This window comes from Actinomadura chibensis NBRC 106107 (genome assembly GCF_001552135.1).
In the GTDB taxonomy this organism is placed as follows: Bacteria; Actinomycetota; Actinomycetes; order Streptosporangiales; family Streptosporangiaceae; genus Spirillospora; species Spirillospora chibensis.
Genome location: NZ_BCQP01000104.1, coordinates 1 through 13,257 on the forward strand (window position 1 = coordinate 1; position 13,257 = coordinate 13,257).

13 protein-coding genes are annotated in these 13,257 nt (G+C 71.5%); 6 read left to right on the forward strand and 7 right to left on the reverse strand.

Annotated elements, in window-relative coordinates:
• Positions 1–55: 55 nt before the first annotated feature.
• From ACH01S_RS41110 to ACH01S_RS41120, 3 genes are all read right to left on the reverse strand, one after another.
• A complete protein-coding gene (locus ACH01S_RS41110) occupies positions 56–1,630 on the reverse strand; it encodes a DEAD/DEAH box helicase (protein WP_246236513.1) in 1,575 nt (524 codons plus the stop codon).
• A 187-nt stretch (positions 1,631–1,817) separates the two neighbouring features.
• Positions 1,818–2,339 carry a protein-tyrosine phosphatase family protein gene (locus tag ACH01S_RS41115; RefSeq protein ID WP_067905661.1) on the reverse strand — a complete coding sequence of 174 codons (522 nt, stop codon included), beginning with the start codon at positions 2,337–2,339 and terminating at the stop codon, positions 1,818–1,820.
• Positions 2,340–2,345: 6 nt separating this feature from the next.
• The gene (locus tag ACH01S_RS41120; RefSeq protein WP_067905663.1) at positions 2,346–2,603 is read right to left on the reverse strand and encodes a hypothetical protein; all 258 of its coding nucleotides are present in this window, start codon (positions 2,601–2,603) and stop codon (positions 2,346–2,348) included.
• Positions 2,604–2,795: 192 nt separating this feature from the next.
• Here ACH01S_RS41120 and ACH01S_RS41125 point away from each other — a divergent pair, with 192 nt between their 5' ends.
• Together ACH01S_RS41125 and ACH01S_RS43100 are read left to right on the forward strand one after the other, a co-directional pair.
• Positions 2,796–3,656, forward strand: a complete 861-nt coding sequence (locus ACH01S_RS41125) for a S1 family peptidase (protein ID WP_067905665.1) — start codon at positions 2,796–2,798, stop codon at positions 3,654–3,656.
• 147 nt (positions 3,657–3,803) lie between these two features.
• Positions 3,804–4,586, forward strand: coding sequence for a DUF4232 domain-containing protein (locus ACH01S_RS43100; protein WP_083981730.1), 783 nt, complete (start codon positions 3,804–3,806; stop codon positions 4,584–4,586).
• A 364-nt stretch (positions 4,587–4,950) separates the two neighbouring features.
• Here the strand turns inward: ACH01S_RS43100 and ACH01S_RS41135 are convergent, their stop codons facing one another.
• The 3 genes from ACH01S_RS41135 to ACH01S_RS41145 all read right to left on the reverse strand — a co-directional run bounded on the left by ACH01S_RS41135 (position 4,951) and on the right by ACH01S_RS41145 (position 6,759).
• Positions 4,951–5,145, reverse strand: coding sequence for a DUF397 domain-containing protein (locus ACH01S_RS41135; RefSeq protein WP_067905669.1), 195 nt, complete (start codon positions 5,143–5,145; stop codon positions 4,951–4,953).
• Positions 5,133–5,942 carry a helix-turn-helix domain-containing protein gene (locus tag ACH01S_RS41140; protein ID WP_067905671.1) on the reverse strand — a complete coding sequence of 270 codons (810 nt, stop codon included), beginning with the start codon at positions 5,940–5,942 and terminating at the stop codon, positions 5,133–5,135. Before ACH01S_RS41140 ends, ACH01S_RS41135 begins: the two co-directional genes overlap by 13 nt.
• A gap of 232 nt (positions 5,943–6,174) precedes the next feature.
• Positions 6,175–6,759: a Uma2 family endonuclease gene (locus ACH01S_RS41145; protein WP_067905673.1), complete on the reverse strand. Its 585-nt coding sequence runs from the start codon at positions 6,757–6,759 to the stop codon at positions 6,175–6,177.
• A gap of 161 nt (positions 6,760–6,920) precedes the next feature.
• On the opposite strand from ACH01S_RS41145, the gene ACH01S_RS41150 reads away from it, so the two are divergent.
• From ACH01S_RS41150 to cydC, 4 genes are read left to right on the forward strand one after another with little or no spacing between them, the layout of a single operon-like run.
• The gene (locus tag ACH01S_RS41150) at positions 6,921–8,336 is read left to right on the forward strand and encodes a cytochrome ubiquinol oxidase subunit I (protein ID WP_067905675.1); all 1,416 of its coding nucleotides are present in this window, start codon (positions 6,921–6,923) and stop codon (positions 8,334–8,336) included.
• A 12-nt stretch (positions 8,337–8,348) separates the two neighbouring features.
• A complete protein-coding gene (gene cydB, locus ACH01S_RS41155) occupies positions 8,349–9,374 on the forward strand; it encodes a cytochrome d ubiquinol oxidase subunit II (RefSeq protein ID WP_067905677.1) in 1,026 nt (341 codons plus the stop codon).
• Positions 9,371–11,026: a thiol reductant ABC exporter subunit CydD gene (gene cydD / locus ACH01S_RS45670; RefSeq protein ID WP_218010575.1), complete on the forward strand. Its 1,656-nt coding sequence runs from the start codon at positions 9,371–9,373 to the stop codon at positions 11,024–11,026. Before cydB ends, cydD begins: the two co-directional genes overlap by 4 nt.
• Positions 11,023–12,768, forward strand: a complete 1,746-nt coding sequence (gene cydC / locus ACH01S_RS45675; protein WP_218010576.1) for a thiol reductant ABC exporter subunit CydC — start codon at positions 11,023–11,025, stop codon at positions 12,766–12,768. The genes cydD and cydC overlap by 4 nt, the downstream gene beginning before the upstream one ends.
• Positions 12,769–12,792: 24 nt before the next feature.
• Here the strand turns inward: cydC and ACH01S_RS41165 are convergent.
• Positions 12,793–13,257: helix-turn-helix transcriptional regulator (locus tag ACH01S_RS41165; RefSeq protein ID WP_218010577.1), on the reverse strand; the 465-nt coding region annotated here is incomplete at its 5' end.

Genomic DNA, 13,257 nt, shown 5'->3' on the forward strand with positions numbered 1-13,257 from the left:
TCCCGCCCAGGTGGGCGGGGCTGCCGATGCGTGGTTCAGGCCGGTCGCGGGCCGGTCAGTTGTAGCGGGCCGCGCGGCGCTCGGGGTTGTAGCCGCCCCGGCGTCCGCCGTGCGAGCCGCCCCCGGTGCGGGGGCCGCCGCCGCGACGCTCACCGCGCCGCTCGCCGCCGCCGCCGGTGCGCTCGCCGTCCGACCGTGGGTAGGACGCGCGGTGCTCGCCGTCGCGGGACTCGTAGGAGCCGCGGCGGCGCCCGTCCTGGCGGTCGCGGTCGAACGAGCGCGGGCCGCGCCCGCCGCGCCGTCCGCCCGGACGGCCCCGGCCGCCCCCTTCGCGGCGCGGCCGCTCCGGGATGATCGGGCCCTCGATCGGGATGCCGGACGGCGGCCGGGCCCCGGTCAGCTTGACCAGCTCGGCGTCGCCCGTGGTGACCCGGACGCGCGGCGCGTCGATGCCCGCCCGCCGCGTCATCGCGGACGTCGACCGCACCTGGTGCGGCAGGACGAGCGTCACGACCGTGCCGCGCTCGCCCGCCCGCGCGGTGCGCCCGGCGCGGTGCATGTAGTCCTTGTGGTCGGCGGGCGGGTCGACGTGCATGACGAGCGACACGTCGTCCACGTGGATGCCGCGGGCGGCGACGTCGGTGGCGACGAGCACGCTGATCGAGCCCTCGCGGAACTCGGCGAGCGTGCGGGTGCGCAGCCCCTGGCTCTTGCCGCCGTGCAGGCCCGCCGCGCGGACGCCCGCCTGGGCGAGCTGCTTGGCGAGCCGGTCGACGCCGTGCTTGGTGCGGGCGAACAGGATCGTCCGGCCCTCGCGGTTGGCGATCTCGGCGGTGATGGCGGCCTTCTCCTTGGGCGCGACCAGGAGGAGGTGGTGCTCCATCGTGTCGACGGACTCGTCCACCGGGCCGATGGCGTGCGTCACCGGGTCGTCCAGGTAGCGCCTGACGAGGACGTCCACGTCGCGGTCGAGGGTGGCGGAGAACAGCAGCCGCTGCCCGCCGGGACGCGCGCCGTCGAGGATGTCGGTGACGTCGGGCAGGAAGCCCATGTCGGCCATGTGGTCGGCCTCGTCCAGCACGACGATCTCGACGTCGGACAGGTCGCAGGCGCCCTGGCCCATCAGGTCCTTGAGGCGTCCGGGGGTGGCGACGACGACCTCGACGCCGCGGCGCAGCGCGTCGATCTGCTTGAACATGGAGGTCTGGCCGATGACGGTCTTGAAGCGCAGGCCGAGGCCGCGGCCGAGCGGCTCCAGGTTGGTCTGCACCTGCTGGGCCAGCTCGCGGGTCGGGACGAGCACCATCGCGAGCGGGCGCTTCGGCGCGGCCTTGCGGCCGGACAGCCGGGTGAGCAGCGGGAGCCCGAAGGCCAGGGTCTTGCCGGAACCGGTCTTGCCGCGGCCGAGGACGTCGCGTCCGGCCATCACGTCGGGGATCGCGGCGGCCTGGATCGGGAACGGGGTCTCGATGCCCTGCCGGCCGAGGGCGTTCACCAGCGCCGGCGGGAGGCCGAGCTCGGCGAACGTCGCAACCCGCTCCTCGCTCGCGGCCGCGCCGTCCGCGGACGCGGTGTCCATGGAGGCGGCGGCGGGCATGGTCGGGTTCTGTGCAGCGTCAGCTGTGGTCACGCATTACCTTCCGAGAGGGGGCACGTCTCGGGAGGCTCCACGGTGAGCGCGGCCTGCAAGGACGAGCCTGGCGCCATCGGAGCGCCGAAGAATGATTCGATGAGTCTAACGTCGCCGGGGTACCGCGTTATGCCCCGTCCCGGGAGGAACGTTGCGGCCCGCCATTACCGGTGGCCTGCGGACGGGCTCAGGCGTCGTCGCCCTGGGGGAGTTCGTCGAGCCCGGTCAGCAGCCGCGCGACGTCCAGCCCGGTGGTGAGGTAGTCGACGAACAGGCTGTTGTTGAGCGCCCATTTCGACCGCCGGTAGCGGACGAGGAACACCGCGTCGTCCGCCGGGTAGCCCATGCTGACGAGGCTCTGCGCGACGACGAGCCCCGACCGGTTGTAGCCGGAGTGGCACCGGACGAGCACCCGCCGGCCGTCGCGGAGCGCGTCCACGGCCGTGGCGGCGAGCGCGCACACCGCCTCGATCTGGTCGGCGGTCAGCGGCCCGTCGGGGAGGTCGGTGAAATGGTGCTCGACGTCGCCCGGCGGCCCGTGCCCCTCCCGCAGGTAGAGGCTGATGACCAGGTCGAACTCGTCGGTCACGACGGCGGGGACGCGCCCGCCGGACGCGTCCGCGTAGTGGTGGCCGCCCATCCACAGCCCCGGGACGATCTCGTTCCAGGGCCGCGCGGCGTCCGGCGCTCCCCTGCCCGCGGTGCGCACCGGCCGCTACCGGATCGGCGCTTGCCGGTCGATCTCCCGCCCGAGGACGAGGACCATCTCCTCGAACGCGGCGGAGCCGTAGCGGGCGTGGAGGGCGGGGTAGACGTTCTTGCGCGCGGCCTCGCTGAGCATCCAGCTCAGCTCGGTGTGCCGCACCTCCCCGCCGCGGGCCAGCTCGTCGTGCGCCTGGCGGCTCACCCGGAGCAGCTCCGGATGCGGCGCCGACTCGGAGAGGATCATGCGCGTGGCGTCCCTGAGGTCCATGCCGGAAGTGTAGGCATGCGGGCGATCAAGGGCGATCGGTCCGGAGCGACTTTGCAATGCGTGCCGAATTCGCCGTGTTCGCCCTGTTCGGCCATGCCTTCCGCGACGGGGAACTCGACGCCCTAGTTAACCCTCGTTAACATCGCGCTGCCCCCTCGCCCGCTCTCTATCACACCGAGAGGACCCCCCGCCATGCAAAGACGCATTCTCGGCGTGCTCGCCGCGGCCTTCCTAGGAACCGCGGCCGTGACCGCCGGGGCGTCCGCCGCGCACGCCGCTCCCCCCGCGCCCCAGGCGCCGGTGAAACGCGCGGTCGACTTCACCGGGATCGTCGCCCTCAGCAACTGTTCCGGCTCGCTCGTGCGCGTGCCCGGCGCCGCCGACAGCGACCCGGCGCTCGTGCTCTCCAACGGCCACTGCCTGGACGGCGGCATGCCGTCCGCCGGGCAGGTCATCAAGAACCAGCCGTCCAGCCGCACGTTCAGCCTGCTCAACCCCAGCGGCACGGGCTCCCTCGGCACGCTGCGCGCGACGACGATGCTGTACGGGACGATGACCGACACCGACGTCTCCCTGTACAAGCTCAGCAGCACCTACGCCCAGATCAAGCAGACCTACAACACGCCCGCGCTGGAGCTGCAGACCACGCACCCGACCACCGGCGCCGACCTGCGCGTCGTGTCCGGCTACTGGAAGCGCATCTACTCCTGCAAGCTGGACGGGTTCGCCTACCGCGTCCGCGAGTCCGAGTGGACCTGGAAGGACTCGCTCCGCTACACGAGCCAGTGCGACATCATCGGCGGGACGTCCGGCTCCCCGGTCATCGACGCCTCCACCGGCAAGGTCATCGGCGCGAACAACACCATCAACGAGAGCGGCCAGCGCTGCACGCTCAACAACCCCTGCGAAGTGGACGAGTCCGGCCAGGTCACGGTCCGCCCGAACATCGGCTACGGCCAGCAGACCTACATCCTCGCCCCCTGCATCGCCCCGGGCACGGTCCTCGACCTGAACCGCCCCGGCTGCACCGTCCCCAAGGGCTTGCGCCACTAACCCACACCCCCAGCAGCCAGAGCATCGGTGCCGTAGGCACAACAGAACGTCCTTGCATCTTCGTTGAGATGCGAGGACGTTCTGTTGTACCCGAAGCCCACGAGCAACGGGACGGGCCATGGGGTGGGTCTGGCTTGATTGCCCGAAGTGATCTCGAACAACGACGTGGGAGCGGGCATCCCAGCAGTTGAGGCACTGCCCTTCACCATGGACGGCATGTGCGGTGTGGCCCCGGTGCTCCGTAATGCGGTGCGCTACCTCTTAGGAGTGCGAATGTCGTTCGTCAAGTCGGCCGCCGTGGCGCTGACCGTCGCCGCTGTGATGACCACCGCGGGCTGTGGGGACGGCAAGTCCGGATCCGGCGGCGCCGCGCCGTCGTCATCACCCTCCGTGAGTGAGAGCACGGGTGGCGGCGCCGGGGGCGCGACAGTTGCCGCGAGCACCGCGCCGAGCCGCACTGCCACCAGCGGCTCGGGCGGATCCGGGAGCGGCGCCGGGGGGACGCCGACCGCCACGCCCCGATGCCACACCGCCGGACTGAGCGCCGTCGTCACCGGCTACGACGCTGGTGCGGGGCAACGGTACGCACGCCTGGTCCTCACCAACACCTCGGGGCATTCCTGCCGGATGCACGGGTGGCCGGGGCTGGGGCTCGGCAACCAGAACGAGGGATTCGGCACGACGGTGGTTCGCACGGGCACTGCCTCCACGATCGTCCTCGCGGTCGGCGGCAAGGCGTACACGCGGTTGCACTGGGCGGCCGTTCCGGCCGACGACGAGACCGGTGCGCAGTGCGAGCCGACCGCCACCGTCCTCCAGGTGATCCCGCCGGACGAGACCGCGCCGGTCGTCGCGACGTGGGGTGGCGGTCCGGTCTGCCAGCACAACCGACTCGAGACCACCGCCGTCCAGCCGGGCATCGGCGCCTGACCCGGTTCCGCAGGCACGGCCCCGTCGCACTGGCCGTCGACGCCAAGCCGAGGCGCGGCAGGGGGTCAGTGGTCGTGGAGGGGCTTGAGTTCGAGGTCGAGGGCGAACGGCGAGGTCGTGGAGATGCGCTCGTGGTGGACGCCGGTCGCGACGTATCGTCCGGTGGGTCCGCCCGAATATCGGCTACGGCCAGCAGACCTACACCCTGGCCCCCTGCATAGCCCCCGGCACGGTCCTGGACCTGAACCGGCCCGGCTGCACCGTCCCCAAGGGCTTGCGCCACTAGACGCTCCATAGAAGCCAGAATGCCCTCGCACCTGCGGATGCGGGGGCGTCCTGCGCCCTATGTGAGGTCGGCCGCGCTCTATGGCAAGCGCTTGAGGTTCGTGATGAGGGCGCGGAAGGTGTCGCGGGTGATGTGCAGTTCGGGGCCATCGGGGTCTTTGGAGTCTCGGACACCGATGTCTTCGGAGATGAGAGCAAGCTCGACGCAATGCCCGCCATCCCCGCCGGAGTAGCTGGACTTCCTCCAGGTCGGCCGGGACGTCATGTCTTCCATCGTTCCTCCGCCGTCTGCCTGATCAGCGCTCCGGAATGGTCGGCCGGTAGCGCGTACGTCGCGAGGTCGCTGAATCGTTCGCTCAATGCGTCGATGTCCGAGCGCCCGTCCAAGATCCTGCCGTGCGGTTCGGCTTCAGCGTACGCGACCTGATTCCCGTCGGGGAGACGGGCGAGGACGAATGGCCCGAGGTGCCCAGGGTGCGGGGCGCCGTTCGGAATGACCTGCACACTGAGCATCGGTGTGATCAGTTCGGCGAGGTGCAGAAGTTGGTCGTGCATCCCCTCCGCGGTTCCGACTTTGTTCCACAGCACGATCTCCGGCATCACGCATATGAGCCGTGGTGGTGTCGCACGGGTGAGGACGGCTTGCCGGTCGATGCGGCCCTTGACCCCGTTGGTGTCACCGCGAAACAGCACCTCTGCGTAGGCAGGGGTCTGGAGCAGGCCGTCCACGAGGAACGGCTGGTAAGAGCGAAGCGTTTCGGCGCGGCCTTCATAGTCGGGCCACCTTGCGAAGTGTTCGGGGAAGGCGGCGGAGCGGCCCTCGAAGAGACCGTCGTGGAGATGGGCGAGGGCGTCGCGGGTGTCGAGGACGCGGTCGCATTCCTCGGCGAAGACGCGGTCGCAGCCCGTCTCGCCGCGCTCGACTTCACCGATGGTGGACGCGGCGAACGGGATCTTGTCGGCGAGTTGGGCGAGGGACAGTTCGGCGAGCTGCCGGTAGCGGCGGACCTCGGATCCGAACAGGTCCAGCGGGCCGCTCGAGGGGGTCAGGTGTTTGGGGCGTTGCGGCATATCAGCTCCTCCACCTGCGGTGACCATGTGCTGAATGGAGATGAACACAGAGTCGCAATCGGTGTCGCGACCTCGGGTTTCTCGTCCCTGCGAATCCTGCCGCAGAGGGCGCTCGGGGACACGAGGTCGCACACTTCCCCAAGGTGATTCTTATGTCCCCTTCGTCAATGGCCCTTGAGCACACCCACTCGTCGCACTGGCCGTCGACGCCAACCCGAGGCGCGGCAGGGGGTCAGTGGTCGTGGAGGGGCTTGAGTTCGAGGTCGAGGGCGAACGGCGAGGTCGTGGAGATGCGGTCGTGGTGGACGCCGGTCGCGACGTATCGGCCGGTGGCGTCGTCGAGTTCGTAGGTGTAGATCGCGAAGGCCGGTGCGGTCTGTTCGGTCTCGACGCGCCAGAAGTGACGGATTCCCGCCTCCGCGTAGAGCTCCGGGTGCGCCCGCCGGTCCTTGCGCTTGGTAGACGGTGACACCACTTCGACGACGAGGATGACCAGTTCGGCGCGGATCGGACGCTCGTAGGGGTCGTGGACGGCGGAGTACACGACGATGTCGGGCGCGATCTCGACCGGCTCGGTCTCGTCGTCGTCCAGGAGAACGTCCACGTCGGTGTCGATCTGCTGGGTCGGAGGGGCGGTGTCTTCGAGCCGGGTCGCCAGCCGCCGCGCGATGCGCTGGTGAATCGGGCGCCGCCGGGGGCCGATGACGAGTTCGCCGTGGACGAGGCTCGCGCGTACTGGGAGGTCTTCGGGGAGGGCCTCGAATTCTGCCCGAGTCCACGTGGCGCCGGAGGGCAGCGGGAGGGTCAGCGCGTGCATGGCCGGTAGCGCCTCCGGTCGGGTGGGGGCGGGTCTTCGTCAGGGTAGCCGGGTGCCTCTTGGTTGTGAGGGAGGTAACGACGTCTTGTAGTACTACGGCTTGTAGTATTTCTGACGGGTCGTAGTACTACGGGTTGTAGTAGATGGCGGAGGGCGCGGGTATGGACTCGCTCGATATCGCGCGGTGGCAGTTCGGGATCACCACCGTGTACCACTTCCTGTTCGTCCCGCTGACGATCGGGCTGTCCGCGCTCGTCGCGATCCTGGAGACGGCCTGGGTGCGCACCGGGCGGCCCCGGTACATGCGCGCCGCGCGGTTCTGGGGGAAGCTCTTCCTGATCAACTTCGCGATGGGGATCGTCACGGGGATCGTGCAGGAGTTCCAGTTCGGGATGAACTGGAGCGACTACTCGCGGTTCGTCGGCGACATCTTCGGCGCGCCGCTCGCGATCGAGGGGCTGCTGGCGTTCTTCGTCGAGTCCACGTTCCTCGGGCTGTGGATCTTCGGACGGGACCGGCTGCCGAAGAGCGTGCACCTGGCGTGCATCTGGATCGTCCACGTCGGGACGCTGCTGTCCGCCTACTTCATCCTCGCCGCCAACTCCTGGATGCAGCACCCCGTCGGCTACCGGGTCGACCAGGAGACGGGACGGGCGGTTCTCACTGATTTCTGGGCCGTCCTCACGAACTCGACGCAGCTCGTCGCGTTCCCGCACACGATCACGGCCGCGTTCGTGACCGGCGGGATGTTCATGGCCGGGGTCAGCGCGTGGCACCTGGCGCGCAAGAAGGACGTCGAGGTGTTCCGGCCGTCGCTCAAGCTCGCCCTGGTGGTGACGGCGATCGCGTCCATCGGCGTGGCCGTCACCGGTGACCTGCAGGGCAAGGTCATGACCGAGCAGCAGCCGATGAAGATGGCCGCCGCCGAAGCGCTGTACGAGACGGAGCAGCCCGCGTCGTTCTCGGTGTTCACGGTCGGGACGCCGGACGGCGAGCGGGAGGTCTTCGGCATCAAGGTCCCGCGCGTGCTGTCGTTCCTCGCCACCGGCACCTTCGACGGCGAGGTGAAGGGGATCAACGACGTCCAGGCGGCGGAGGTCGCGAAGTACGGGCCCGGCGACTACCGGCCGTTCGTCCCGGTCGCGTACTGGAACTTCCGGATCATGGTCGGGGTCGGGATGCTCACCGCGCTCGTCTCGCTCGCCGGGCTGTGGCTGCTGCGGAGGGGGCGGCTGCCGTCCAACCCCTGGGTGTACCGGGTCGGGATGGTGTCGCTGACGCTCCCGTTCATCGGCAACTCAGCCGGATGGATCTTCACGGAGATGGGACGCCAGCCCTGGTCGGTGTTCGGCGTCCTGAAGACGTCGGCGAGCGTGTCCCCGGGTGTGTCGGCGTCGTCGATGCTCATCTCGGTCGTGTCGCTGACCGTGCTCTACGCCGTCCTCGCGGTGATCGAGGCGGGGCTGCTGATCAAGTACGCGAAGGCCGGGCCGCCGTCCGAGGAGGAGGTCCTGCCTCCGGACGACGGTGACGACGACAACGACGACGCCGAGCGCTCGCTCGCGTTCGCCTACTAGGGGAAGCCGGTCATGGAACTCACCACGGTCTGGTTCATCATCATCGCCTTCCTGTGGACGAGCTACTTCTTCCTGGAGGGCTTCGACTTCGGCGTCGGCATGCTGCTGCCCGTCCTCGGACGGGACGACACCGAGCGCCGCGTCGTCATCAACACGATCGGCCCGGTCTGGGACGGCAACGAGGTCTGGTTCATCGTCGCGGGCGCCGCGATGTTCGCCGCGTTCCCCGAGTGGTACGCGACGCTGTTCAGCGGGTTCTACCTGCCGCTGCTGGCGATCCTGCTGGCGCTGATCGTGCGCGGCGTCGCGTTCGAGTACCGGGGCAAGCGGGACGACCCGCGCTGGCGCGCCCGCTGGGACCTGGCGATCTTCGTCGGCAGCCTGGTGCCCGCGTTCGTGTGGGGCGTGGCGTTCGCGAACATCGTCCGCGGGGTGCCGCTGGACGCCCGGCACGAGTACGCCGGGACGCTCGCCGACCTCCTCGGCCCCTACGCGCTGCTCGGCGGGCTGACGACGACGGCGCTGTTCGTCCTGCACGGGGCGGTGTTCCTGGCGCTGAAGACGTCCGGCGGGATCCGGTTCCGGGCGCGGCGCGTCGCGAGCGTCGCGGCGGTCGCGGCGATCGCGTCCGGCGGGACGTTCCTGCTGGTCACCCAGTTCCAGCAGGGCAAGCCGGTCACCTGGCTGACGGTCGCGGGCGCGGCGGCCGGGCTCGTGCTCGCCGCCGTCGCCAACCGGAACGGGCGCGAGGGCTGGGCGTTCGTCGGGACGGGCGCCGCCATCGTGCTCGCCGTCGCGACCCTGTTCCTCGCGCTGTTCCCGGACGTGATGCCGTCCACGACCGTCGCCGCGCACAGCCTGACGACGGAGAACGCGTCCTCGTCCGCCTACACGCTCAAGATCATGACGTGGGTCGCGGCGGTGTTCACCCCGATCGTGATGATCTACCAGGGCTGGACGTACTGGGTGTTCCGCAAGCGGATCGGGACGGCGCAGATCCCGGCCGCCAAGGCCCGGAAGGCGGAGCCGGTCCGATGAAGCCGCTCGACCCCCGGCTGCTGAAGCACGCCCGGACGACGCGGGTGTTCCTCGTCGCGTCCGTCGCGCTCGGCACCGCCACCGCCGGGCTGATCATCGCGCAGGCCACCCTGCTCGCGGACATGCTCACCCGCGCGTTCCTCGGCGGCGCGTCGCTCACCGACCTACGGGTCCCGCTGCTCCTGCTGCTCGCGGTCGTCCTCGGCCGGGCGCTCGTCGCATGGTTGCAGGAGGTCGCGGCGCACCGGTCGTCGGCCGCCGTGAAGTCGCAGCTGCGCGGGCGGCTGCTCGCGCACGCGCTGCGGCTCGGGCCGCGCTGGCTGTCCGGCGAGCGCAGCGGCGAGCTGGCCACCCTCGCCACCCGCGGGATCGACGCGCTGGACGACTACTTCTCCCGCTACCTGCCGCAGCTCGTCCTCGCGGTGATCGTCCCGGTGGCGGTGGGCGCGCGGATCCTGCTGGGCGACTGGCTGTCCGCCGTGACGATCGCGACGACGCTGCCGCTCATCCCCGTCTTCGCGATCCTGGTCGGGCTCACGACGCAGCGGAAGATGGACCGGCAGTGGCGCGTCCTGTCGGTGCTCGCCGCCCATTTCCTGGACGTCGTCGCCGGTCTCCCCACGCTGAAGGTGTTCGGCCGCGCGCGGGCGCAGGCGGACCGGATCCGCGAGATCACCGACCGGCACCGGCGGGCGACGATGTCGACGCTGCGGATCGCGTTCCTGTCGGCGCTGGTCCTGGAGCTGCTGTCGACGCTGTCGGTGGCGCTCGTCGCCGTGTCCATCGGACTGCGGCTGGTGGACGGCGGGCTCGGCCTGGAGACGGCGCTGCTCGTCCTGATCCTGGCGCCGGAGGCGTACCTGCCGCTGCGCCAGGTCGGCGCGCAGTACCACGCGAGCGTCGAGGGCCTCACCGCCGCCGCCCGGATCTTCGAGGTCGTCGAGACCCCGGCGCCGGACGCGGGCACGCGGACCGACGTCCCCGACCTGGCAAACGCCACGCTCCGCCTGGACGGCGTGACCGTCGCCTACGAGGGCCGCGACGCGCCCGCGCTGGACGGCTTCTCGCTGACCGTCCACCCGGGGGAGACGGTCGCGCTGGCCGGGCTGAGCGGGGCCGGGAAGTCGACCGCGCTCGCCGTGCTGCTGGGGTTCGTCCGGCCCGACTCGGGACGCGTCCTGGTCGACTGGGACGCGCTCGACTCCTTCGACCCGGACGCCTGGCGGGCGCGGATCGCCTGGGTGCCGCAGCGCCCGCACCTGTTCGCCGGGACGGTCGCCGCGAACATCCGGCTGGGCCGTCCGGACGCGTCCGACGCCGACGTGCGCGAGGCGGCGCGGGCGGCGAACGCGCTGGAGTTCGTCGACGCGCTCCCGGCGGGCTTCGACACGGCGCTGGGCGAGGGCGGCCACGGCCTCTCGGCCGGGCAGCGCCAGCGCGTCGCCCTGGCCCGCGCCTTCCTCCGCGACGCGCCGCTCCTGCTGCTGGACGAGCCGACCTCGAACCTCGACGCGGCGAGCGAGGCGGCCGTGATCGACGCGGTGCGGCGGCTGGCTTCCGGCCGGACGGTCGTCCTGGCGGCGCACCGTCCGACGCTCCTGGGCTTGGCGGATCGGGTCGTCCACATCGAACCGGCGGGGGTGTTGACATGATTCTCCGGCTGATCCGGTTCGCTCGTCCGGCGCGGTGGCGGCTCGCGGTCGCCGTCCTGTTCGGCGCGCTGGCGCTGGGCAGCGGCGTCGGGCTGATGGCGACGTCCGCCTGGCTGATCTCGCGGGCGGCGCAGCACCCGCCGGTGCTGATGCTGATGGTCGCGATCGTGGCCGTCCGCGCCTTCGGCCTCGGACGCGGCGTGTTCCGCTACGTCGAGCGCCTCACCGGGCACGACGCGACGTTCCGCATCCTGGCCGACCTGCGGGCCCGCGTGTACGAACGGCTGGAGCGGCTCGCACCCGGCGGCCTGCCCGCCTTCCGGAGCGGCGACCTGCTGAACCGCCTCGTCGCGGACGTGGACGCCGTCCAGGACCTCTTCCTTCGCGTCCTGCTCCCGTGCACGGTCGCGGCGGTCGTGGGCGGCGCGTCGGTCGGGGTGGCCTGGGCGCTGCTCCCGTCCGCCGGGGTCGTCCTCCTGCTGGCCTTGCTGGTCGCGGGCGTCGGGGCCCCGTGGCTGTCGGCGGTGACGGCGCGCCGCACCGAACGCCGGACGACCGAACTCCGCGCCGAGCTGACGGCCCACGTGGTCGACACCCTCCAAGGCGCACCGGAACTGATCGCCTATGGCGCCGCCCCCGGACAGCTCGCCGAAGCAACCCGAATCGACCGGGATTTCACCCGTGCCTCCGCCCGTTCCGCCGCCACCGCCGGACTAGGCGCGGCCATTTCAGCCCTCGCGGGCGGGCTGGCCGTGTGGGGCAGCCTCGCCGTGGGCGTCCCGGCCGTCCGCGCGGGGACGCTGGACGGCGTGCTCCTGGCCGTGGTCGTCCTGCTGCCCCTCGCCGCGTTCGAGGTCGTGGCCGGACTGCCGCTGGCCGCGCAATACCTGGAACGCGTCCGGCGCTCGGCTGCCCGGGTGTTCGCCGTCCTGGACACTCCCGAGCCAGTTCACGACCCGGACGACCCCGCGCCACCACCCACAGCCCCCTACACGCTCAAGGTGGAGCACCTGCGCGCCCGTTGGTCGCCCGACGCGCCCTACGCGCTCAACGACATCTCCCTTGACCTGGCCCCAGGACGTCGTTGCGCGATCGTCGGCCCGAGCGGTTCGGGCAAGACGACGTTGACCGCCGTCCTCCTCCGCTTCCTGGAGCCCTCAAGCGGCATGGCAACGCTGAACGGAATCGACCTCCGCGCCCTGTCCTCCGACGACGTACGCCGCGTCATCGGCCTCTGCGCCCAGGACGCCCACCTGTTCGACTCGACGATCGGGGAGAACATCCGGTTGGCCCGTCCGTCCGCCACCGAGGACGAACTCCGCGACGCCCTCCGCCGCGCCCGCCTGCTCGACTGGATCGAGTCCCTGCCCCAGGGCCTGGACACCCGGGTCGGCGAACACGGCGCGCAGGTCTCCGGCGGCCAGCGCCAGCGCATCGCCCTGGCCCGCGCCCTCCTCGCGGACTTCCCGATCCTCCTCCTGGACGAGCCCGCCGAACACCTGGACCTGCCGACCGCCGACGCCCTGACGGCCGACCTGCTGACCGCCACCGAGGGCCGCACGACCCTGCTGGTCACCCACCGCCTGACCGGCCTGGACGCCGTGGACGAGATCATCGTCCTGGACGGGGGCCGCGTCACCGACCGGGGCACCCACGCCGACCTGATCGCCCGCCCCGGCCTCTACCAGTCCCTCTGGCGCCGCGAACACGACGGCCACCCTGCGGTCGCCCGGACCCGGTAGTTCCACCGCCTCATCGGCCGTTCGTCAGTCCTTCGTGGAAAGAGAGGCGGTCACGCCGGCGCGGGAGGTGACGCCGAGCTTGGCGAAGATGTGGCTGAGGTGGCCCTCCACGGCGCGCACGCTGATGACGAGCGACTCGGCGATCTGCAGGTTCGTCCTGCCGTCCGCGACCAGGGACGCCACCTCCAGCTCGCGCGGGGACAGCCCGTACGGGGCGGCGTCCCGGCCGGACGGCGCGGGGACCGGGACGCCGTGCCGGCGCAGTTCCTTGACGACCCGCCGGTGGAGGCGGCGGGCGCCGCACTCGCCGAGCCTCTCCGCGGCCTCCTCCAGCGACTCCCGGGCGGAGTCGAGGTCGTCGGCGCGCGCGGCGGCGACGCCCGCGGCGAGCAGCGCCCGGCCGGTGTCGAGCCGCCAGCCCGCCCCGGCCAGCGACTCGGCCGCCGCGCGCGCCCGCGCCGCGGCCGCGCGGGGATCGGCGTGCTCCAG

What these genes read in the sequence shown, in the direction of transcription:
- ACH01S_RS41120 (WP_067905663.1), bottom strand. Translation starts at nt 2,603, where the DNA reads ATGGACCTCAGGGACGCCACGCGCATGATCCTCTCCGAGTCGGCGCCG.
- ACH01S_RS41125 (WP_067905665.1), top strand. Translation starts at nt 2,796, where the DNA reads ATGCAAAGACGCATTCTCGGCGTGCTCGCCGCGGCCTTCCTAGGAACC.
- ACH01S_RS41135 (WP_067905669.1), bottom strand. Translation starts at nt 5,145, where the DNA reads ATGGAAGACATGACGTCCCGGCCGACCTGGAGGAAGTCCAGCTACTCC.
- ACH01S_RS41140 (WP_067905671.1), bottom strand. Translation starts at nt 5,942, where the DNA reads ATGCCGCAACGCCCCAAACACCTGACCCCCTCGAGCGGCCCGCTGGAC.
- ACH01S_RS41145 (WP_067905673.1), bottom strand. Translation starts at nt 6,759, where the DNA reads ATGCACGCGCTGACCCTCCCGCTGCCCTCCGGCGCCACGTGGACTCGG.
- ACH01S_RS41150 (WP_067905675.1), top strand. Translation starts at nt 6,921, where the DNA reads ATGGACTCGCTCGATATCGCGCGGTGGCAGTTCGGGATCACCACCGTG.
- cydB (WP_067905677.1), top strand. Translation starts at nt 8,349, where the DNA reads ATGGAACTCACCACGGTCTGGTTCATCATCATCGCCTTCCTGTGGACG.
- cydD (WP_218010575.1), top strand. Translation starts at nt 9,371, where the DNA reads ATGAAGCCGCTCGACCCCCGGCTGCTGAAGCACGCCCGGACGACGCGG.
- cydC (WP_218010576.1), top strand. Translation starts at nt 11,023, where the DNA reads ATGATTCTCCGGCTGATCCGGTTCGCTCGTCCGGCGCGGTGGCGGCTC.